The organism is Streptomyces sp. DT190, from assembly GCF_049846985.1.
Classification (GTDB): domain Bacteria; phylum Actinomycetota; class Actinomycetes; order Streptomycetales; family Streptomycetaceae; genus Streptomyces.
On record NZ_JBNCNM010000012.1, the window covers coordinates 48,480 to 68,169 of the forward strand.

The window sequence follows — 19,690 nt, forward strand, 5'->3', positions numbered from 1 at the left end:
GATACTGACCCCGGTACCTGATACGGCCGGGGCAGACACCTAGGAGAAACACCATGCCGAAGCCCACCAAGGGTGCCCGTATGGGCGGCAGCGCCGCGCACGAGAAGCTGCTCCTCGCGAACCTCGCGAAGTCGCTCTTCGAGCACGGTCGCATCACCACCACCGAGGCGAAGGCGCGCAAGCTGCGTCCGTACGCCGAGCGTCTGGTCACCAAGGCGAAGAAGGGCGACCTTCACAACCGCCGTCAGGTGCTCCAGGTGATCACGGACAAGAGCATCGTCCACACGCTCTTCACCGAGATCGGCCCGCGCTACGAGAACCGTCCGGGTGGCTACACCCGCATCACCAAGATCGGTAACCGCCGTGGCGACAACGCGCCCATGGCCGTCATCGAGCTGGTCGAGGCGCTGACGGTGGCGCAGGAGGCGACCGGCGAGGCCGAGGCCGCGACCAAGCGTGCCGCGAAGGACGCCGAGGCTGCCGAGGCTCAGGTCGACACGACCAAGGCCGAGGACACCGAGGAGTCCAAGGACGCGTAAGCGTCTGCCGGGGACCGACGGTCGGCGGCTTGCGGTTCGCCGTGGTCGTTCGCGCAGTTCCCCGCGCCCCTGAAGGGCGTCATGGGCGGGTCCGTTCCCTTTCGAGGGGGCGGGCCCGTCTTCGTGTGGGTGAGAGGATCCTGGGGTGAGTGAGGAAGTAGCACCCGGTCACGTCCGGGTACGGCTCGACCTGTCCTACGACGGCACCGAGTTCTCCGGGTGGGCCAGGCAGGCCGGGGGACGGCGGACCGTGCAGGGGGAGATCGAGGACGCCCTGCGCACCGTCACACGGTCCGGGGACACCACGTACGAGCTGACCGTCGCCGGCCGTACGGACGCCGGTGTGCACGCCCGGGGGCAGGTCGCCCATGTGGACCTGCCGGAGAGCGTGTGGCGCGAGCACCACGAGAAGCTGCTGAAAAGGCTCGCCGGGCGGCTGCCCAGGGACGTGCGGGTGTGGGCGCTGAGGGAGGCGCCCAGCGGGTTCAACGCCCGTTTCTCGGCGGTGTGGAGGCGGTACGCGTACCGGGTCACGGACAACCCCGGGGGCGTCGACCCGCTGCTGCGCAACCACGTGCTGTGGCACGACTGGCCCCTGGACGTGGACGCCATGAACGAGGCCGCCCGCGGGCTGCTGGGCGAGCACGACTTCGCCGCCTACTGCAAGAAGCGGGAGGGGGCCACCACCATCCGCACGCTGCAGGAGCTGAGCCTGGTGCGCGGTGCGGACGGGATCGTCACGGCCACCGTGCGGGCCGACGCCTTCTGCCACAACATGGTGCGCTCGCTCATCGGGGCGCTGCTGTTCGTGGGCGACGGGCACCGGCCGCCGGACTGGCCCGCCAAGGTGCTGGCGGCCGGTGTGCGGGACTCGGCCGTGCACGTCGTACGGCCGCACGGGCTGACGCTGGAGGAAGTCGGTTACCCGGCCGACGAGTTGCTCGCCGCGCGCAGCAAGGAGGCGCGGAACAAGCGGTCGTTGCCGTCGGCCGGGTGCTGCTGAGCGCCGGCTACTCGTTCGCCGCGGCCGAGGCCTGGGCCTCGCCGCGGCGGCGGATCTGGTTGAACGTGAACTGCTGGAGGTCGTCGCTGGTGCGGAACACCGCGGTGTCCTTCGTGGTGACGTCCTTGCCGCTGGTGAAGCCCGCGTTGGCGAAGTAGGCGTAGCGGCCGAAGGAGTTGCTCGTCGTGTTGCAGATGGCGGACTCGCAGAAGCCCTTCACGCCGCCGCCGGAGAGCGACTTCACGAAGCTCTTCTTGTCGGTCTGGCTCTTGGCCTTGAGCGCCTGCGCCTCGGTGTCGAAGACGGCCACGCCCATCGTGACCGCGATGCCGTCCTTGACGTAGGTCACGCGTATCAGACGTGTGCAGTCGTTGGCGGTGAGGACCTTGGGGAGGGTGCCGCCGGCGGCCGAGGCGCAGTTCCTCGTGTCGGCGGTGGGGCCCTTCTTGTAGACGGTGTCGCCCATGGTCAGCTGGGTGCCCGGGAAGAGCGTCTCGGGGCTGAGCGGCGCCTTGTCCTTCTTCGCGCTGGAGACGAAGTCCTTCGGGTCCAGCGGGGGAGGGGCGCTGGTCGGGGCGAACGACGGGGCCGAGGCGGTGCCGCTGGGGATGTCCGCCGAGGGCAGGGAGGCCGGGCTGTTCGTCCCGCCGTCGCCGCCCGCCGAGACCACGGCCACCGCGACGGCGGTGCCGATCGCGACCGTGGCGAGCGCGCCGCCGCCGACGAGCAGCAGCCGGCGCCGCTTGTTGCGGGCCTCGGAGGCTTCAGCGAGCGCGGCCCAGTCCGGGGACTGGCCGCCCCCGCTGTTCCAGGGCTGCTGCGACTGCGGTTTCCAGGGATCCCACTGGGACTGAGGTCCCCCCTGCCCAAAGCTCATGGGCCGCATCTTAGACGGGACATGGGGCGTGCTGGTCCGCCTGCGCGGGCCCCGCAGCCCCTAGCGTTCCTCCCATGCGCACGGGCAAAGGCGACATCTGCGGGTGGTTGGGGCGACTGCTGCCGGCCGTGCTGGTGCTGGTCTGCCTGGCGGTGGGGCCGGCCGCCGCGCTCGGGGTGTGGCCGTCCGTCGTGGTCGCGGCGGTGCAGGCCTGCCGCCGGGCGCGTGGGGGCGGCTGCGCCCTGCGGTGGTGCGCCGGGGTGGTGGCCGATGTGGTGTTCTCGTCGGTGTTCCCGTACGCGCGTCCGGTCCGGCGCGCGACGCTGCGCAGGGCCGTGACGCTGTGTGCCGCGCTGTGCACACCGAGGGGCGGACGGGGGCGGTGATCCCGCGTTTTGACCCTTGTCGAACACCCCGGTATTCTGCTTGTTCGTTGTGTATTGGCTTGCTCATTCTCACGGGACGGGCCCTTACACCGGTCCACCGGGCCGATGACCAGCGACCAGCACGCGGTTTGCGTCACCGCAGTGCGGTCAAGGCTGTCGTGATCGTTTCGGTGACCTGTTCAGGACCATTCACTCGAAGCGAAGGCTACGAACCGTGCGTACGTACAGCCCCAAGCCCGGCGATGTGACGCGCCAGTGGCACGTCATTGACGCTCAGGACGTCGTCCTGGGCCGTCTCGCCTCCACCGCAGCGACCCTTCTCCGGGGCAAGCACAAGCCGATCTACGCGCCGCACGTCGACGCTGGTGACTTCGTCATCATCATCAACGCCGACAAGGTGCACCTCTCCGGCAACAAGCGGACCCAGAAGATGGCGTACCGCCACTCCGGCTACCCGGGTGGTCTGCGCTCCGTCCGTTACGACGAGCTGCTCGACAAGAACCCCGAGAAGGCCATCGAGAAGGCCGTCAAGGGCATGCTCCCCAAGAACACTCTGGGCCGTCAGATGCTCTCGAAGCTGAAGGTCTACAAGGGTGACCAGCACCCGCACGGCGCGCAGCAGCCGCAGCCGTACGAGATCACCCAGGTCGCGCAGTAAGTCCGGCCACCCCCTAAGACTGAACAGAATCTGAGGAGAATCGTGGCCGAGACCACTGCCGAGCAGCCGCTCGAAGAGCTTGACATCGACAGCTACACCACCGAGTCCGAGGTGCCCGTCGAGGGCGAGTACACCTCGGAGTCCATGGCGTCCCGCTTCGGCGAGCCCCAGCCGGCCGCCGGCCTGGGCCGTCGCAAGAACGCCATCGCCCGCGTCCGGATCGTCCCGGGCACCGGCAAGTGGAAGATCAACGGTCGCACCCTCGAGGACTACTTCCCGAACAAGGTGCACCAGCAGGAAGTCAACGAGCCGTTCAAGGTCCTCGAGCTCGAGGGCCGCTACGACGTCATCGCCCGTATCGCCGGTGGCGGTGTCTCCGGCCAGGCCGGTGCGCTCCGTCTCGGTGTCGCCCGCGCGCTGAACGAGGCCGACGTCGACAACAACCGCGGTCCGCTGAAGAAGGCCGGCTTCCTCCGCCGCGACGACCGTGCGGTCGAGCGCAAGAAGGCCGGTCTGAAGAAGGCCCGCAAGGCTCCGCAGTACAGCAAGCGCTAATCGCGTCGCCCGTCCTCGCGACTGGCTTCGCCTCGATCGCCCCGGCGGCACGGTTGTGCTGCCGGGGCGGTTCGTTTACACAACCCGTACCGGCCCCCGACTGTCTCAGGGGATGTACCTGGGAATGTGAGCCGCATTCTCTTCAGCAATACGGAGGACACCACAGTGGGACGACTCTTCGGCACGGACGGCGTGCGCGGTGTCGCCAACGCGGATCTCACGGCGGAGATGGCCCTGGGCCTGTCCGTGGCCGCGGCGCACGTACTGGCCGAGGCGGGCACGTTCGAGGGGCACCGGCCCACCGCGATCGTCGGACGTGACCCCCGCGCCTCCGGGGAGTTCCTGGAAGCCGCCGTGGTCGCGGGCCTGGCCAGCGCCGGTGTGGACGTCCTGCGTGTCGGTGTGCTGCCGACGCCCGCGGTGGCGTTCCTGACCGGGTCGCTCGGCGCCGACCTCGGTGTGATGCTCTCCGCGAGCCACAACGCCATGCCCGACAACGGCATCAAGTTCTTCGCCCGCGGCGGCCACAAGCTCGCCGACGAGCTGGAGGACCGCATCGAGTCCGTGTACGAGGAGCACCGCACCGGCGCGCCGTGGGACCGGCCGACCGGCGCCGGCGTGGGCCGGGTGCGCGAGTACGGCGAGGGCTACGACCGGTACGTCGAGCATCTGCTGGGTGTCCTGCCGAACCGGCTCGACGGGCTGAAGGTCGTCCTCGACGAGGCGCACGGCGCCGCCGCCCGGGTCTCGCCCGAGGCGTTCCAGCGGGCCGGTGCCGAGGTCGTCACGATCGGCGCCGAGCCGGACGGGCTCAACATCAACGACGGGTGCGGCTCGACGCACCTGGACAAGCTCAAGGCCGCCGTGATCGAGCACGGGGCCGATCTGGGCATCGCGCACGACGGCGACGCCGACCGGTGCCTCGCCGTGGACCACACCGGCGAGGAGGTGGACGGCGACCAGATCCTCGCCGTGCTCGCCCTGGCCATGCGGGAGCAGTCCACGCTGCGGTCCGAGACGGTCGTGGCCACCGTGATGTCGAACCTCGGGTTCAAGCTCGCCATGGAGCGGGAGGGCATCCGGCTGGTGCAGACCGCGGTGGGCGACCGGTACGTGCTGGAGGAGATGAAGGAGCACGGGTTCGCGCTCGGCGGCGAGCAGTCCGGGCACGTGATCGTCCTCGACCACGCGACGACCGGGGACGGGACGCTGACCGGGCTGATGCTGGCGGCGCGGGTCGCCGGCAGCGGGCGCCCGCTGCGGGAGCTGGCCTCCGTGATGGAGCGGCTGCCGCAGGTGCTGATCAACGTGCCGGATGTGGACAGGTCCCGGGTGAAGACGTCCGCGGAGCTGGCGGCGGCCGTCGCCGACGCGGAGCGGGAGCTGGGGGTCACCGGGCGGGTGCTGCTGCGTCCCTCCGGGACCGAGCCGTTGGTGCGGGTGATGGTCGAGGCGGCAGATATCGAGCAGGCTCGGTCGGTGGCGGGGCGGCTGGCCGATGTGGTGAAGTCGGCGTTGGGTTAGCCGGCTGTTCCGGGTTCGGGGCGGGGGCTGCGGGTCTCTGCGGGCTGCCGGTTGCGTGTGGCTTGTCGCGCAGTTCCCCGCGCCCCTGGCGGCGATGTCCCTCAGGGTGTGGCTTTGCGCTGCCTGGCCCAGAGCCACTTCTGGAGGGCGAGTGTCGCCGTGCCCGCGAGGATGATGCCCAGCAGGTTGAGCAGGAGTTGTTCCGTGGAGCCCCAGGTCTGCTTCATGTCGCCGTAGCTGAGGGCCACCGCCGCGTTGGCGGCGGCCGGGACCGTGGTCACCGAGATCGCGACGCCGACCAGGGCGCCGGACTTGGCGGAGGTCAGGGAGAGCGTGCCCGCGGCGCCGGCGAGGACCGCCACGACGAAGGAGAACCAGTCGGGGGCGTAGATGAAGCCGGTGTTGGGGCGTTCGCTCTCCAGCTTCGCCTCGGTGAACAGGTTCACCGCGTCCATGAAGTGGCTGAAGCCGACCGTCACCGCCATCGCCACGGCGAAGCCCACCAGCAGGGCGGTCAGCGAGCGCAGCGCCAGTCGGGGCGCGCGCTGCACCACCGCCGTGCAGATGCCGGCGAGCGGGCCGAACTCCGGGCCCACCGCCATCGCGCCCACGATCAGGATGGCGTTGTCCAGCACCACACCGCAGGCCGCGATCATGGTGGCCAGCGTGAGGAACGCCAGGTAGGTGACCGACAGCGTCGATTCCTCGTGGGTGGCGTCGGTCAGGTGCTCCCACAGCACCGCGTCCGCGCCCTCGCCGGGCGCGTCGGCCTCCGCCTTGTCGGCCCGCTTCGACAGCGACAGGTCGATGTTCTCGACGGCGATCGAGCCGCAGTCCTCCAGGTCCAGGTCCCGCAGGCGGCCCAGGAGTTCGTCGCCCGCCTCCCGGGCCACGTCGCACATCACGACGTCGCCGTCGGGATCGCGGGCCGCGCCCGGCAGCACGACGAGATGCGTGGTACCGACCGTCCCCTCGATCAGACGGACCACGTCACCCGTCTTCTCGGACGGCGTGATCAGGCGCAGATGCAGCATGGCGGCAGCGTAACGGTCACAGCTTGCGCAGGCTCAGGCGCTGCACCTTGTGATCGGGGCCCTTGCGCACGACGAGCGTGGCGCGGCCGCGGGTGGGGGCGATGTTCTCCACCAGGTTCGGCCGGTTGATCGTGCGCCACATCGTGCGGGCGTAGTCGAGGGCCTCCTCCTCGGAGACCTGGGTGTACTTGCGGAAGTACGAGGACGGGTTCTGGAAGGCGGTCGCGCGCAGTTTGCGGAAGCGGCTGAGGTACCAGTGCTCGATGTCCTCGACGCGGGCGTCGACGTAGACGCTGAAGTCGAAGTAGTCGGCGAGGCCGACGCGGGTGCGGCCGTCCTTGCCGGGCAGGGCGGGCTGCAGGACGTTCAGGCCCTCGACGATCAGGATGTCGGGCCGGCGGACCGTGAGGCGCTCGTCCGGGACGATGTCGTAGATCAGGTGGGAGTAGACCGGGGCCGTGACCTCGTCCTTGCCGGCCTTGATGTCGGCGACGAACCGGGTCAGGGCGCGGCGGTCGTAGGACTCCGGGAAGCCCTTGCGGGACATCAGGCCGCGGGCCTGGAGCTCCCGGGTGGGCAGCAGGAAGCCGTCGGTGGTGACCAGCTCGACGCGCGGGTGCTCGGGCCAGCGGGAGAGCAGGGCCTGCAGCAGGCGGGCGACCGTCGACTTGCCGACGGCGACCGACCCGGCGACCCCTATGACGAACGGGGTGCCGGACTGGGAGCCCTGCTCGCCGAGGAACGTGTTGAGCGCCCCCCTGAGGCCGTCCGTGGCGCCGACGTAGAGGTTGAGGAGCCGGGAGAGCGGGAGGTAGATGTCCCGCACCTCGTCCAGGTCGATCACGTCGCCGAGACCGCGCAGCTTCTCGACCTCCTCGGCCGTCAGGGGCAGCGGCGTCTTGTCACGCAGCGCGCTCCATTCGGCTCGGGTGAGGTCGACGTAGGGAGTCGCCTCCGGGCGGGGCCGGTGGGCGCTCCGGGGCATCGAGGAGGCCGGAGAGATCACGGTCCATTGTTACGGGCGTACGAACGGACGGTGAGGTGGGATCCGTCACGCGGGTCTTTCGGGCCGCTTCCAGGGGAGAAATCCGGCCAACGGGAGGAATGTCAGTGGCGTGCGTCACAGTTGTGGGAAGGGTGGGCCCGGCCCCGGGTCCACGGACCCCGAGGGGTGACCCATGACATATGCGATAGAGGCGGAAGGTCTGGTCAAACGGTTCCGGGAGACCGAGGCGCTGGCGGGGGTCGACCTCGCGGCCCGCAAGGGCACGGTCCTCGGGCTGCTGGGTCCCAACGGCGCCGGGAAGACGACCGCGGTGCGGATCTTCGCCACGCTGCTGCGGCCCGACGGGGGCCGGGCCCGGGTGGCCGGGCACGACGTGGTGCGCGAGGCCGGGGTGGTGCGCTCCCTGGTCGGCCTGACCGGGCAGTACGCGGCGGTCGACGAGAACCTCACCGGCACGGAGAACCTGCTGCTCATCGGCCGGCTGCTCGGGCTGCCGCGGCGGGAGGCGAAGGCGCGGGCGGGTGAGCTGCTGGAGCGCTTCCAGCTGACGCACGCGGCGGGCCGGGCCGCGAAGACGTACTCGGGCGGTATGCGCCGGCGGCTGGACCTCGCGGCCAGCCTGGTCGGCCGGCCCAGCATCCTCTTCCTGGACGAGCCCACCACCGGCCTGGACCCGCACAGCCGCGGCGAGTTGTGGGACCTGCTGCGCGGCCTGGTCGCGGACGGGGCGACCGCCCTGCTGACCACGCAGTACCTGAACGAGGCCGATGTGCTCGCCGACGAGATCGTGGTGATCGACCAGGGCCGGGTGATCGCCGAGGGCACGCCTGACCGGCTGAAGGCGCAGGTCGGCGGGCAGGTGCTGGAGCTGCGGCCGATCCTCGGGCAGGACCTCGCACGGGCGCACGCGCTGGTGGCCGGGGCCGCCGGGCCCGAGGCGCGGATCGAGGGCGAGACGGTCACCGCGCCCGTGAAGGACCCCGAGCTGATGCCGGCCGTGGTGCGCGCGCTCGACCGGGAGGGCATCGCGGTGGGGGAGCTGGCCCTGCGCCGCTCCTCGCTCGACGAGGTGTTCCTCTCCCTGACCGGGCACCGCGCGGAACCGGGCGGGTCCCGGCAGGACGGCGACGCGGACGCCCGGGGCGAGGACGAGCTGGAGAAGGCGGTGAGCCGGTCATGACGGCCACCACCGTCACCGCGCCGCTCACCTCGTCGGGCCGGGTGCCGCCCCTCGCCGGGGTGCGGCAGACCTTCACGATGGCCTGGCGGAGCCTGGTCGCCGTCAAGCACAACCCGCTCGAACTGGTCGACTACAGCATCACGCCGATCATGTTCGTGTTCCTGTTCACCTATGTGCTGGGCGGGCAGATGGCCGGGTCGCCGGAGGCGTACCTGAAGTACGCGCTGCCCGGGATCATCGTGCAGAACACCCTGTTCATGACGATGTACACGGCGATGGCCCTCAACACCGACCTCACCAAGGGCGTCTTCGACCGGCTGCGCAGCCTGCCCATCGCCCGCTCGGCCCCGCTCGTCGGGCGCATCACCGCCGACCTCGCCAAGCACGTGTGGGCGATGGTGCTGATGATCGTCCTCGGGCTGGCGCTCGGCTTCCGGGTCACCGGCGGCTTCGGCGGGTTCCTGCTCGGGGTGCTGCTGGTGGTGGTGTTCGCGGCGGCCGTCTCCTGGAGCGCGGTGCTGATCGGGATGCTGGCCGGTGACGCCGAGAAGGTGCAGGCGTTCGCCTTCACCCTGATCTTCCCGATCACGTTCACCAGCAGCGCGTTCGTCGTCGTCGACACCATGCCGGGCTGGCTCCAGGCGTGGAGCGACGTCAATCCGGTCACACACCTGTCCGACGCGTTCCGCGGGCTGCTGCTGGGCGGGCCGGTGGCGGAGCCGGTGCTGTGGTCGCTGGTGTGGGCGGCGGGGATCGCCCTCGTCTTCTATCCGCTGGCCATGAGGGCGTACCGCGCCAAGGTCTGACAGCAGGGGGAGGCAAGCGGTTCGTACCCCGGTGGGAATTTCCGATTTCGGGCACGCAACGGCCGGTTCGGCGCGGGAATCGACCCTAAGCTGCCGCCCATGTGTGGAATCGTGGGATACGTGGGGCCGCAGTCGGCGCTCGAGGTCGTGATGGCCGGGCTGAAGCGGCTGGAGTACCGGGGCTACGACTCGGCGGGTGTCGCCGTCCTGGCGGACGGCGGGCTCGCGACGGCCAAGAAGGCCGGCAAGCTCCTCAACCTGGAGAAGGAACTGGACGGCAGGCCGCTGCCGACGGGCGCCACGGGCATCGGCCACACCCGGTGGGCCACCCACGGCGGACCGACCGACGCCAACGCCCACCCGCACATCGACAACGCGGGCCGGGTCGCGGTCGTCCACAACGGCATCATCGAGAACTTCGCCGCGCTGCGGGACGAACTCCAGGAGCGCGGCCACGAGCTGTCCTCCGAGACCGACACCGAGGTCGTCGCGCATCTGCTCGCCGAGGAGTTCTCCTCCTGCGCGGACCTGGCCGAGGCGATGCGGCTGGTGTGCCGGCGGCTGGAGGGGGCCTTCACCCTGGTCGCGGTGCACGCCGACGAGCCCGACGTGGTGGTGGGCGCCCGGCGGAACTCGCCGCTGGTGGTGGGCGTCGGCGAGGGCGAGGCGTTCCTGGCCTCGGACGTCGCCGCGTTCATCGAGCACACCCGGTCCGCGATCGAGCTGGGCCAGGACCAGGTGGTGGAGCTGCGCCGCGACGGTGTGACGGTGACGGGCTTCGACGGCCGCCCGGCCGAGGTGCGCTCCTACCACGTGGACTGGGACGCCTCCGCCGCAGAGAAGGGCGGTTACGACTACTTCATGCTCAAGGAGATCGCCGAGCAGCCCAAGGCGGTCGCCGACACCCTGCTGGGCCGGATCGACGGCTCGGGGTCGCTGACCCTGGACGAGGTGCGGATCCCGCCGCGGGTGCTGCGCGAGGTCGACAAGGTCGTCATCGTCGCCTGCGGCACGGCCTTCCACGCCGGGATGATCGCCAAGTACGCCATCGAGCACTGGACGCGCGTGCCGTGCGAGGTGGAGTTGGCCAGCGAGTTCCGCTACCGGGACCCGATCCTGGACGCGCAGACGCTGGTCATCGCCATCTCCCAGTCCGGCGAGACCATGGACACGCTGATGGCGCTGCGGCACGCCCGCGAGCAGGGCTCCAAGGTGCTGGCGATCTGCAACACCAACGGCTCGACGATTCCGCGCGAGTCCGACGCCGTGCTGTACACGCACGCCGGGCCGGAGGTCGCCGTGGCCTCAACGAAGGCGTTCCTGACGCAGCTCGTCGCCTGTTACCTGGTCGCCCTGTACCTCGGTCAGGTCCGGGGCACCAAGTGGGGCGACGAGATCCGGGCGGTGATCCGCGACCTGTCGTCCATCTCCGGCGCGGTGGAGCGGGTGCTGGGGACGATGGAGCCGGTGCGGGAGCTGGCGCGCACGCTGGCCTCGAAGGACACGGTGCTGTTCCTCGGCCGGCACGTGGGCTACCCGGTGGCGCTGGAGGGCGCGCTGAAGCTGAAGGAACTCGCCTACATGCACGCCGAGGGGTTCGCGGCGGGCGAGCTGAAGCACGGCCCGATCGCGCTGATCGAGGAGGACCTGCCGGTCGTGGTGGTCGTGCCGTCGCCGCGCGGGCGGTCGGTGCTGCACGACAAGATCGTGTCCAACATCCAGGAGATCAGGGCGCGGGGCGCGCGGACGATCGTCATCGCCGAGGAGGGCGACGAGGCGGTCGTGCCCTACGCGGACCATCTGATCCGGGTCCCGGTCACGCCGACCCTGCTGCAGCCGCTGGTGACCACGGTGCCGCTGCAGGTGTTCGCCTGTGAGCTGGCGACGGCCCGCGGCAACGAGGTGGACCAGCCGCGCAACCTCGCGAAGTCGGTGACCGTGGAGTGAGCAGCGGGGGCGGCCGGCCGCTGCCGTCCGCCCCCGCCGCGGCCGGCCGGGCCGGTGACTACCAGTTGATGCAGGTCTTGGGGACCCAGCCGTTGACCTTGTCGCCGCCGTAGTACCACAGGTTGCTCTTCTTGCCGCAGGCCTTGTACGAGCCGCCCTTGTAGGCCTTGCCGTCGTTGCAGATGCCGCCGCGCTTGCCCTTGCCCCAGATGCCGAGGGCCGTGGCGGAGGTCTTCGGCGCGGTGCGGACCTTGACGGTCTCGTTGGCCTTGACGTTCACGATCGCCTTGCTGCAGTCCTTCGGCGGCGCCGCGGCAGCGGTGCCGGCGGTGGCCACGGTGCCCGTCAGGGCGGTGGCGAAGAGAGCTATCGAAGTGGCCGCGGTCCCCAGCGACTTGACCTTCATGGTGGTGCGTTCCTCCCGTTGTGCGCGATGCCGTGTGCACATCGCGGTCATCGCGAACTGTACAAGGGGCAGGGGGAGTTCGAGGTCGGGAGTGCGGCGCGGGCCGGGGCTGCGGGGGAGCGGTGCGGCCGTCCCGTCGCGTGCCGACCGGGTCGGGTGGCCGGGGTGGCGCCGGTGCCGGCGGGGAACGGCCCGGCAGGACCGTAGGGTGCTGGGCATGAGCATCATCGGGGTCGGGATCGACGTCGCCGAGATCGATCGGTTCGCGGCGTCACTGGAACGCACGCCCGCGCTGGCCGAGCGGCTGTTCGTGGAGCGGGAGTTGCTGCTGCCCAGCGGGGAACGCCGGGGTGTCGCCTCCCTGGCCGCCCGGTTCGCCGCCAAGGAGGCCCTGGCCAAGGCGCTCGGGGCCCCGGCGGGGCTGCTGTGGACCGACGCCGAGGTGTACGTCGAGGACGGCGGGCGGCCCCGGCTGCGGGTGACCGGGACGGTGGCCGCGCGGGCCGCCGAACTGGGCGTGCGGTCCTGGCACGTGTCCCTGAGCCATGACGCCGGGGTGGCCTCGGCCGTCGTCATCGCCGAGGCGTGAGGCGTGAGCCGGTCCGGCGGCTGAGAAGCCCATAGGGCCGAAGGTGACGGACCGTGCCTCGTACGGGCGAGTGCCGTCCTGTCCGGCCTCGCGCGCATCGAACACGCGGGTCCTGGAGGCGTCGCGCCGCCCGGGCGCGTGAAGCCCCCGCCCGGTGCGGGGCGAGGGCTCCGGGGCGCGCCGGGGCGTCAGCAGATCGTCTGACTGCTGTTCACCCGCGTGATGTTGCGGAACGTGGTGTTCTCGCCGCACGGGCTCTCCCTGATGGCCGCGTTGGTGACCGTCAGGTTCTGGATGGTGATGTCCTTGTTGTTGGGGAACTCCGAGCGCGCTGCCAGGCGCAGCTCGCCGCCACCGGTGATCGTGCCGCTCTGGGCGGCCAGGCTGACGTTGTAGCAGTTCTCGATCAGGACCGAGTTGTTGCCGGTGCCGGAGAGCGTCACCCGGTCGATGACGGCCCCGCCGCTCTCCGAGACGCAGAACACGCCGCGCCCGCCGCCGCGCGCGACCACCTCGCCGACGCGGATGTTGGTGGGGTAGCCGCTGCCGATCCGGCCGTTGCGGTTGGCCATGCGGAAGGCGGCGTAGCCGGTGCCCGTGCCCGCGTTCTCCGCGTCCACCTTGCCGACGGTGGCGTTGACGGTCTGGTTGAGCAGCAGGCCCGACTCGCCGACGTTGCGGGCCGTCACCGTGCCGACGGTGAGGCCGTCCACGCCGTAGGTCTCGACCGCGTGGCTGGAGGCGCCGGAGACGTAGACGTTGTCGATGCGGACGTTGCGGGTCCACTGGCTGGTGTCGCCGCGGTTGTCGATGCGCACGCCCAGCCCGGCGGACAGGCGCATGTCGATCTGGCCGAGCACGACGTTCTGCACGTTGCGCAGGAAGATGCCGTACAGCGGGGTGCCGGTGAGCTTGAGGTTCTGCACCTCCACGTCCCGTGTGCCGCGCGAGTAGACCGGCGCCTGGTCGCCGGAGCCGCTGCCGGTGACGTTGATGGTGCCGCAGACGTCGAGGACGGTGTAGCTCGGCAGCGAGATGCGGGAGCCCGCCGGGACGGAGCCCGAGCCGCGGACCACGACCCGCTCCTTCGCGGTGCGGCCCGGGGTGAGGCTGTTGACGGCCGCCTGCACGGCGGCGCGCATGTCGGTGCCGGTGTGGACCGTGCTGCCGCCGCGCCGGGCGGTCCAGGTGCTGCCGCTCTGCACGGCCTCGGCCTGGAAGGAGCCGTCTCCGCAGGCCAGGGCGCGGGTGGGGGCGGCGTTGGCGGGGGCGTTCAGGGTGCCGGCGGCGGTGAGGAGGGCGGTGGCGCCGGCGGCGGCCAGTAAGGCGGCTCTGCGTCGCATGGGGGGCCTCGGTTTCGTCGAACGTGGGGGGTGTGCAAGCGCTTTCTGTGCGGCCGGGAGTCTGGCAAAGCCGCGGCGGAGCGTCAATGGATGCGACACGGGAAGGAGGTGCGCCCGGGGCGCGTGAGTGGCCCGGCGGTCGTACGGGAAACTCGACCTCCATGCGGAATGCGTACAGCGTGGACACGGTCAGGACCGCCGAACGGGAGCTGATGGCCCGGCTGCCGGAGGGGGCGCTGATGCAACGCGCCGCCGCCGGGCTCGCCGCGGCCTGCGCCGACCTGCTCGGGCGGGTGTACGGCAGGCGGGTGGTGCTGCTGGTCGGCAGCGGGGACAACGGCGGTGACGCGCTGTACGCCGGGGCGCGGCTGGCCCGGCGCGGGGCCGGGGTCACGGCGGTGCTGCTCGCGCCGGAGCGGGTGCACACGGCGGGGCTGGCGGCGCTGCGGCGGGCCGGGGGGCGGGCGGTCGGTGCCGGTGGGGCCGCCGGGGGCGCCGGAGGTGCCGAGGAACTGGTCGAGCGGGCCGATCTCGTCGTCGACGGCATCGTCGGGATCGGCGGGCAGGGCGGGTTGCGGCCGGAGGCGGTGCCGCTGGCCGCCGCAGCCGGGCGGTCGCGGGGAGCTGTGGTCGCCGTCGACCTGCCGAGCGGGGTGGACGCCGGCACCGGGGAGGTGCGCGGCGTCGCGATCCGGGCCGATCTGACGGTGACGTTCGGGACGCACAAGCCGGGCCTGCTGATCGACCCGGCGCGGGAGTACGCCGGGTCGGTGCGGCTGGTCGACATCGGCCTGGAGCTGCCGGCGGAACCGGAGCTGGAGGCGCTGCAGCACGTGGACGTGGCCCGGCTGCTGCCGGTGCCGGGGGCGGAGAGCGACAAGTACCGGCGGGGCGTGGTCGGGATCGCCGCCGGGTCGGCCCGGTACCCCGGGGCCGCGGTGCTCGCGGTCGCGGGGGCGCTGCGGGGCGGGGCCGGAGCCGTGCGGTACGTCGGGCCGGCCGCTGACGCGGTGCTCGCGCGGTTCCCCGAGACGCTCGTGTCGGACCAGGGGCCGAAGCACGCGGGGCGGGTGCAGGCGTGGGTCGTCGGGCCGGGGGCGGGCGACGACGCGGCGACGGTGGGGGAGGTGCTGGCGGCGGACGTGCCCGTGCTCGTCGACGCGGACGGACTGCGGCTGGCGGACGTGGAGGTCGTGCGGGGGCGCCGGGCGCCGACGCTGCTGACACCGCACGCCGGGGAGGCCGCGGCGCTGCTCGGGGTGGACCGCCGGGAGGTCGAGGAGGGGCGGCTGGCCGCGGTGCGGGAGCTGGCGGCGCGGTACGGGGCGACCGTGCTGCTGAAGGGCTCGACGACGGTGGTGGCCGACGCGGGGGGCGGAGCGGTGCGGGTGAACGCGACGGGCACGTCGTGGCTGGCCACGGCGGGCAGCGGGGACGTGCTGTCGGGCCTGGCGGGGTCGCTGCTGGCGGCGGGGCTGCGCGCGGTGGACGCGGGCAGCGTGGGCGCGTATCTGCACGGGCTGGCCGGACGGCTGGCGGCGGAGGGGGCGCCGGTGGGGGCGCACGACGTGGCGGCGGCGATTCCCGCGGCCTGGCGGAACGTCCTGGGGTGAGCGCCGCGGGGCGGCCGTCCCCGCGTCGCCGGGCGAGGCGGGGACGGGCTGATGCCTCCGGGTGAGCGGTTGCGCGCGGCGTTGCCCCGGGGCTCGGTTCCCGCGTTTCCCTGAGGCCATGAACCGCAGACGTACCGCCGGCCGTGCCCTCGCCGTGCTGTTCGCCGTGGCCGCCGTGCTGCCCGGTGAGGTGGCGGCGGCCGCTCCCGCGCCGCCCCGCCCCGGGCCCCTCGGGGAGCTCGTTTCGGGGGTGGCGCCGGCGGCCGCGCGGTCCTGGGCGCTCGACACGCCCGGCCGGGCGCTGCCGCCCGCGGGGTACGCGCCGTCCGCCGAGGAGGACGCCGCCGAGCCGCGCGGCGCCGCGGCCGGGACGTACGCGCTCGTCGAGTACGCGCCGTCGGGGGAGGCGGGCGCGCGGGCCGGCTGTACACGGAAGGCGGGGCCCCACCAGCGGCAGGTCGAGCGGTGGCTGGGGCTGCCGGTGGACGGGAGGCAGTCGGCGGCCGACTGCCGGGCCGTCCGGGCGTTCCAGGTGCGCCAGGGGATCGAGCCGGCCATCGGGTTCGCCGGGCCGGTGACCTGGGCGCGGATGCGGTACCTGTCGGCGCGCGCGAACCCGAATGCCGCCGGCAGATGCCCGGTGCGCGGCCACCCCGTGGCGTGCGTGGACCTCGACCGGCAGCTGATGTGGGTGCAGAAGGGCCGGACGGTCGTCTTCGGAGTGGTGCCCATCCGCAGCGGCCGGGCCGGCTACCGGACGCGGGCCGGCTGGCACACCGTCTACTGGCGGCACAGGAACCACTGGTCGACGCTGTACGACACCCCGATGCCCTACTCCCAGTTCTTCAGCGGCGGGCAGGCCTTCCACGGCGTCCACGGCAGTCTGCACACCCCCGTCGGCTCGATGGGCTGCGTGAACCTCACCGCGGGCGACGCGCGGCGGCTGTGGGGCGTGCTGCGGAAGGGCGACCGGGTGTACGTGTGGGGGCGGCGGCCCGGGACGTAGCAGGCTGCCGCCGGGGCCGGTGCCCCGGGCGGGTCGGGGCCCTCTGAGACACTGGGCGCGATGAGCGAGAGAACAGCCCCGCGGACCGCGCCCCTGCGGGCCCGCGCCGAGATCGACCTGGCCGCCCTGCGGGCCAACGTGCGGGCCCTGCGTGCCCATGCCCCGGGCGCGGCCGTGATGGCCGTGGTGAAGTCCGAGGCGTACGGTCACGGGGCTGTGCCGTGTGCCCGTGCCGCCGTCGAGGCGGGCGCGAGCTGGCTGGGCACGGCCACCCCCGAGGAGGCCCTCGCCCTGCGGGCCGCCGGCCTGCCGGGCCGCATCATGTGCTGGCTGTGGACGCCCGGCGGGCCCTGGCGCGAGGCGATCGAGGCCGACCTGGACGTCTCCGTCAGCGGCCTGTGGGCCCTGCGGGAGGTCACCGAGGCGGCCCGGGCGGCCGGCCGGCCCGCGCGCGTGCAGCTCAAGGCCGACACCGGGCTCGGGCGCAACGGCTGCCAGCCGGGCGAGGACTGGGCCGCCCTGGTCGGCGAGGCCCGGCGCGCCGAGGCCGAGGGACTGCTGCGCGTCACCGGCCTGTGGTCGCACTTCGCCTGCGCCGACGAGCCCGGGCATCCCTCCATCGCCGCCCAGCTCGGCCTGTTCCGGGAGATGGTCGCGTACGCCGAGGGGCAGGGCGTCCGGCCCGAGGTCCGGCACATCGCCAACTCGCCGGCCACGCTCACGGTGCCCGAGAGCCACTTCGACCTGGTCCGCACCGGCATCGCCACCTACGGCATCTCGCCCAGCCCCGAGCTGGGCACCCCGGCCGACTTCGGACTGCGCCCGGTGATGACGCTGGCCGCCTCCCTCGCCCTGGTCAAGCAGGTCCCGGGCGGGCACGGCGTCAGCTACGGCCACCGGTACGTGACGCCCGGCGAGACCACCCTCGGCCTCGTCCCGCTCGGCTACGCGGACGGCATTCCGCGGCACGCCTCGTCGGCCGGCCCGGTGCTGGTCGAGGGCAAGTGGCGGACGATCGCCGGACGGGTCGCGATGGACCAGTTCGTCGTCGACCTGGGCGGCGACACGCCCGCACCGGGCGCCGAGGCCGTCCTCTTCGGGCCCGGGGACCGCGGCGAGCCCACCGCCGAGGACTGGGCGCAGGCGGCCGGAACCATCGCCTACGAGATCGTGACCCGGATCGGAACGCGCGTTCCCCGCGTCTATGTGAATGAGGAACAGGACGGGTAACTCGCACCCGTAGGACTGTCACGCGAGGCACGAAAGGCACCCTGGTCACACGGGCAACACCAGGCACAGGGCATCATCCGGCCCGGAGGGTCACCCGACCGGCAGCCCGGCGAAGAGGAGCGGTACGTGAGCGAGAGCAGTGCGGAGGTCGTCGCGGACGTCGCCTCCGCGGCCGTCGCGGCCTCCACCGCGGGGGCGGCGGGAGGCTGGCGCCGGGCGACGGGTCTCGCCGGCGTCGCGATAGGCGTGGTGGCCGCGGGCGCGGCCGCCGGGGTCGCGCTGGAGCGGATGACGGTCGGCCGCGGCATGCGCCAGAAGGCCCGGCTCGCCCTCGACTCGGCGGGCCCGTACGGCTCGCTGCGCGGCATGCCAGGCAAGGCGTTCGCCGACGACGGCACCGAGCTGTACTACGAGGTCGACGACCTCGACCCGGACGCCGCCCCGGCCATGGGGCCGCGCCGCCGCAGGCTCTTCGGCCGCAAGGCGCCCGCACCGGTCACCGTCGTCTTCAGCCACGGCTACTGCCTCAGCCAGGACTCCTGGCACTTCCAGCGGGCGGCCCTGCGCGGGGTCGTCCGGACCGTGCACTGGGACCAGCGCAGCCACGGCCGCTCCGGGCGGGGCGCCGCGCAGGCGCGGGGCGAGGCGGTCACCATCGAGCAGCTGGGCCGCGACCTCAGGGCCGTCATCGACGCGGCCGTGCCCGAAGGGCCGATCGTGCTGGTCGGGCACTCCATGGGCGGCATGACGGTGATGGCCCTGGCCGACCAGTACCCCGAGCTGATCCGCGAGCGGGTCGTCGGGGTCGCGTTCGTGGGCACGTCCTCGGGCCGTCTCGGCGAGGTCAACTACGGGCTGCCCGTCGCGGGCGTCAACGCGGTGCGGCGGGTGCTGCCGGGGGTGCTGAAGGCGCTGGGGCAGCGGGCCGAGCTGGTGGAGAAGGGACGCCGGGCCACGGCGGAGCTGTTCGCCGGGGTCATCAAGCGGTACTCGTTCGCCTCCCGGGACGTCGACCCGGCCGTGGCGCGGTTCGCCGAGCGGATGATCGAGAGCACGCCGATCGACGTGGTCGCCGAGTTCTACCCGGCGTTCAACGACCACGACAAGACCGAGGCCCTCGCGTACTTCGCCGACCTGCCGGTCCTGGTCCTGGCCGGGGTGCAGGACCTGGTCACTCCCAGTGAGCACAGCGAGGCCATCGCGGATCTGCTGCCGGACGCCGAGCTGGTGCTGGTGCCGGACGCGGGGCACCTGGTGATGCTGGAACACCCGGAAGTGGTCACCGACCGCCTCGCCGACCTGCTCACCCGCACGGGTGCCGTGCCCACAGGGGCTACCGTGAAGGGCTATGGAAGCACCAGCAGCACCGCACAACCCGGCTGAGTCCGGATCCGTCCAGATCGTCGTCACGTCCCCCGAGCAGATGCGGGAGCTGGGCCGCCGGCTCGCGAAACTGCTGCGCGCGGGCGACCTGGTGATGCTGAGCGGGGAGCTCGGCGCGGGCAAGACGACGCTGACCCGTGGGCTGGGCGAGGGGCTCGGCGTGCGCGGGGCCGTCACCTCGCCGACGTTCGTCATCGCCCGGGTGCACCCCTCCCTGGGCGACGGGCCGTCCCTGGTCCACGTCGACGCCTACCGCCTCTCCGGCGGTCTGGACGAGATGGAGGACCTCGACCTCGACGTCTCCCTGCCGGAGTCCGTGGTCGTCGTGGAGTGGGGCGAGGGCAAGGTCGAGGACCTCACCGAGGACCGGCTGCAGGTCGTCATCCACCGGGCCGTGGGCGACACGACCGACGAGGTCCGCCACATGACCCTCACCGGCCTGGGCGAACGCTGGACCTCGGCGGACCTGAGCGTGCTGACGGCCTGAGGTTGCGGGCGTTCGGTGCACGTTCCGACAAGGCGTCGGCAAGATGTTGCATTCGGCGTCTTGTCCGTGGTCACATGGTATCCAGTCCGTGGTTAGGTCTACCTAACCACGTCCGCCC

General features: G+C 72.5%; 20 protein-coding genes. 15 read left to right on the plus strand and 5 right to left on the minus strand.

Translation table 11 applies throughout. From position 1 onward, the window contains the following. The first annotated feature begins 53 nt into the window (after nucleotides 1-53). Nucleotides 54-539 carry a 50S ribosomal protein L17 gene (gene rplQ / locus ACPXCS_RS21500; protein WP_425948532.1) on the plus strand — a complete coding sequence of 162 codons (486 nt, stop codon included), beginning with the start codon at nucleotides 54-56 and terminating at the stop codon, nucleotides 537-539. A 145-nt stretch (nucleotides 540-684) separates the two neighbouring features. Next, complete coding sequence (gene truA / locus ACPXCS_RS21505; protein ID WP_425948530.1) at nucleotides 685-1,542, plus strand: tRNA pseudouridine(38-40) synthase TruA; 858 nt, start codon at nucleotides 685-687, stop codon at nucleotides 1,540-1,542. 7 nt (nucleotides 1,543-1,549) lie between these two features. Here the strand turns inward: truA and ACPXCS_RS21510 are convergent, their stop codons facing one another. Next, nucleotides 1,550-2,419, minus strand: a complete 870-nt coding sequence (locus ACPXCS_RS21510) for a hypothetical protein (protein WP_425948528.1) — start codon at nucleotides 2,417-2,419, stop codon at nucleotides 1,550-1,552. A 74-nt stretch (nucleotides 2,420-2,493) separates the two neighbouring features. Between ACPXCS_RS21510 and ACPXCS_RS21515 the strand changes: the two genes are divergently transcribed. The 4 genes from ACPXCS_RS21515 to glmM all read left to right on the plus strand — a co-directional run bounded on the left by ACPXCS_RS21515 (nucleotide 2,494) and on the right by glmM (nucleotide 5,542). After that, entirely contained in the window at nucleotides 2,494-2,805 is a 312-nt protein-coding gene (locus ACPXCS_RS21515) for a hypothetical protein (RefSeq protein ID WP_425948527.1), read from the plus strand. 214 nt (nucleotides 2,806-3,019) lie between these two features. Next, nucleotides 3,020-3,463 (plus strand): 50S ribosomal protein L13, encoded by a 444-nt coding sequence (gene rplM, locus ACPXCS_RS21520; RefSeq protein ID WP_019754543.1) that lies wholly within the window; start codon nucleotides 3,020-3,022, stop codon nucleotides 3,461-3,463. A 42-nt stretch (nucleotides 3,464-3,505) separates the two neighbouring features. Further along, nucleotides 3,506-4,018 (plus strand): 30S ribosomal protein S9, encoded by a 513-nt coding sequence (rpsI, locus tag ACPXCS_RS21525; RefSeq protein WP_019526966.1) that lies wholly within the window; start codon nucleotides 3,506-3,508, stop codon nucleotides 4,016-4,018. Between the two features lie 165 nt (nucleotides 4,019-4,183). After that, nucleotides 4,184-5,542 (plus strand): phosphoglucosamine mutase, encoded by a 1,359-nt coding sequence (glmM, locus tag ACPXCS_RS21530; RefSeq protein ID WP_425948524.1) that lies wholly within the window; start codon nucleotides 4,184-4,186, stop codon nucleotides 5,540-5,542. Between the two features lie 101 nt (nucleotides 5,543-5,643). Here glmM and ACPXCS_RS21535 read toward each other — a convergent pair whose 3' ends face one another. Further along, nucleotides 5,644-6,576: a DUF389 domain-containing protein gene (locus ACPXCS_RS21535; RefSeq protein ID WP_425948523.1), complete on the minus strand. Its 933-nt coding sequence runs from the start codon at nucleotides 6,574-6,576 to the stop codon at nucleotides 5,644-5,646. A gap of 16 nt (nucleotides 6,577-6,592) precedes the next feature. Beyond that, complete coding sequence (gene coaA / locus ACPXCS_RS21540) at nucleotides 6,593-7,561, minus strand: type I pantothenate kinase (RefSeq protein ID WP_425948586.1); 969 nt, start codon at nucleotides 7,559-7,561, stop codon at nucleotides 6,593-6,595. Nucleotides 7,562-7,754: 193 nt separating this feature from the next. Between coaA and ACPXCS_RS21545 the strand changes: the two genes are divergently transcribed. The 3 genes from ACPXCS_RS21545 to glmS all read left to right on the plus strand — a co-directional run bounded on the left by ACPXCS_RS21545 (nucleotide 7,755) and on the right by glmS (nucleotide 11,515). After that, nucleotides 7,755-8,762 (plus strand): ATP-binding cassette domain-containing protein, encoded by a 1,008-nt coding sequence (locus ACPXCS_RS21545; RefSeq protein WP_425948521.1) that lies wholly within the window; start codon nucleotides 7,755-7,757, stop codon nucleotides 8,760-8,762. Continuing rightward, nucleotides 8,759-9,568: an ABC transporter permease gene (locus tag ACPXCS_RS21550; protein WP_425948519.1), complete on the plus strand. Its 810-nt coding sequence runs from the start codon at nucleotides 8,759-8,761 to the stop codon at nucleotides 9,566-9,568. Before ACPXCS_RS21545 ends, ACPXCS_RS21550 begins: the two co-directional genes overlap by 4 nt. A gap of 99 nt (nucleotides 9,569-9,667) precedes the next feature. Next, nucleotides 9,668-11,515, plus strand: coding sequence for a glutamine--fructose-6-phosphate transaminase (isomerizing) (gene glmS / locus ACPXCS_RS21555; protein WP_425948517.1), 1,848 nt, complete (start codon nucleotides 9,668-9,670; stop codon nucleotides 11,513-11,515). A 58-nt stretch (nucleotides 11,516-11,573) separates the two neighbouring features. Here the strand turns inward: glmS and ACPXCS_RS21560 are convergent, their stop codons facing one another. Beyond that, the gene (locus ACPXCS_RS21560) at nucleotides 11,574-11,921 is read right to left on the minus strand and encodes a hypothetical protein (RefSeq protein WP_425948515.1); all 348 of its coding nucleotides are present in this window, start codon (nucleotides 11,919-11,921) and stop codon (nucleotides 11,574-11,576) included. Between the two features lie 217 nt (nucleotides 11,922-12,138). Here ACPXCS_RS21560 and ACPXCS_RS21565 point away from each other — a divergent pair, with 217 nt between their 5' ends. After that, the gene (locus ACPXCS_RS21565; RefSeq protein WP_425948513.1) at nucleotides 12,139-12,510 is read left to right on the plus strand and encodes a holo-ACP synthase; all 372 of its coding nucleotides are present in this window, start codon (nucleotides 12,139-12,141) and stop codon (nucleotides 12,508-12,510) included. A gap of 188 nt (nucleotides 12,511-12,698) precedes the next feature. Here ACPXCS_RS21565 and ACPXCS_RS21570 read toward each other — a convergent pair whose 3' ends face one another. Further along, nucleotides 12,699-13,853, minus strand: a complete 1,155-nt coding sequence (locus tag ACPXCS_RS21570; protein ID WP_425948511.1) for a hypothetical protein — start codon at nucleotides 13,851-13,853, stop codon at nucleotides 12,699-12,701. Nucleotides 13,854-14,014: 161 nt separating this feature from the next. On the opposite strand from ACPXCS_RS21570, the gene ACPXCS_RS21575 reads away from it, so the two are divergent. From ACPXCS_RS21575 to tsaE, 5 genes are all read left to right on the plus strand, one after another. After that, nucleotides 14,015-15,466, plus strand: coding sequence for an NAD(P)H-hydrate dehydratase (locus tag ACPXCS_RS21575; RefSeq protein WP_425948510.1), 1,452 nt, complete (start codon nucleotides 14,015-14,017; stop codon nucleotides 15,464-15,466). A gap of 118 nt (nucleotides 15,467-15,584) precedes the next feature. Further along, nucleotides 15,585-16,472, plus strand: a complete 888-nt coding sequence (locus ACPXCS_RS21580) for a L,D-transpeptidase family protein (RefSeq protein ID WP_425948509.1) — start codon at nucleotides 15,585-15,587, stop codon at nucleotides 16,470-16,472. 60 nt (nucleotides 16,473-16,532) lie between these two features. After that, on the plus strand, nucleotides 16,533-17,702 hold the full coding sequence (gene alr / locus ACPXCS_RS21585; protein WP_425948508.1) for an alanine racemase: 1,170 nt from the start codon (nucleotides 16,533-16,535) through the stop codon (nucleotides 17,700-17,702). A 126-nt stretch (nucleotides 17,703-17,828) separates the two neighbouring features. Beyond that, a complete protein-coding gene (locus ACPXCS_RS21590; protein ID WP_425971007.1) occupies nucleotides 17,829-19,085 on the plus strand; it encodes an alpha/beta fold hydrolase in 1,257 nt (418 codons plus the stop codon). Further along, on the plus strand, nucleotides 19,051-19,572 hold the full coding sequence (gene tsaE, locus ACPXCS_RS21595; protein WP_425948505.1) for a tRNA (adenosine(37)-N6)-threonylcarbamoyltransferase complex ATPase subunit type 1 TsaE: 522 nt from the start codon (nucleotides 19,051-19,053) through the stop codon (nucleotides 19,570-19,572). Before ACPXCS_RS21590 ends, tsaE begins: the two co-directional genes overlap by 35 nt. The last annotated feature ends 118 nt before the right edge of the window (nucleotides 19,573-19,690 follow it).

Coding starts and splice junctions, on each gene's coding strand:
- ACPXCS_RS21535 (WP_425948523.1), bottom strand. CDS start 6,576: ATGCTGCATCTGCGCCTGATCACGCCGTCCGAGAAGACGGGTGACGTG.
- rplQ (WP_425948532.1), top strand. CDS start 54: ATGCCGAAGCCCACCAAGGGTGCCCGTATGGGCGGCAGCGCCGCGCAC.
- ACPXCS_RS21515 (WP_425948527.1), top strand. CDS start 2,494: ATGCGCACGGGCAAAGGCGACATCTGCGGGTGGTTGGGGCGACTGCTG.
- ACPXCS_RS21550 (WP_425948519.1), top strand. CDS start 8,759: ATGACGGCCACCACCGTCACCGCGCCGCTCACCTCGTCGGGCCGGGTG.
- ACPXCS_RS21545 (WP_425948521.1), top strand. CDS start 7,755: ATGACATATGCGATAGAGGCGGAAGGTCTGGTCAAACGGTTCCGGGAG.
- ACPXCS_RS21560 (WP_425948515.1), bottom strand. CDS start 11,921: ATGAAGGTCAAGTCGCTGGGGACCGCGGCCACTTCGATAGCTCTCTTC.
- ACPXCS_RS21570 (WP_425948511.1), bottom strand. CDS start 13,853: ATGCGACGCAGAGCCGCCTTACTGGCCGCCGCCGGCGCCACCGCCCTC.
- ACPXCS_RS21575 (WP_425948510.1), top strand. CDS start 14,015: ATGCGGAATGCGTACAGCGTGGACACGGTCAGGACCGCCGAACGGGAG.
- glmS (WP_425948517.1), top strand. CDS start 9,668: ATGTGTGGAATCGTGGGATACGTGGGGCCGCAGTCGGCGCTCGAGGTC.
- tsaE (WP_425948505.1), top strand. CDS start 19,051: ATGGAAGCACCAGCAGCACCGCACAACCCGGCTGAGTCCGGATCCGTC.
- coaA (WP_425948586.1), bottom strand. CDS start 7,561: ATGCCCCGGAGCGCCCACCGGCCCCGCCCGGAGGCGACTCCCTACGTC.
- ACPXCS_RS21565 (WP_425948513.1), top strand. CDS start 12,139: ATGAGCATCATCGGGGTCGGGATCGACGTCGCCGAGATCGATCGGTTC.
- ACPXCS_RS21580 (WP_425948509.1), top strand. CDS start 15,585: ATGAACCGCAGACGTACCGCCGGCCGTGCCCTCGCCGTGCTGTTCGCC.
- alr (WP_425948508.1), top strand. CDS start 16,533: ATGAGCGAGAGAACAGCCCCGCGGACCGCGCCCCTGCGGGCCCGCGCC.
- ACPXCS_RS21510 (WP_425948528.1), bottom strand. CDS start 2,419: ATGAGCTTTGGGCAGGGGGGACCTCAGTCCCAGTGGGATCCCTGGAAA.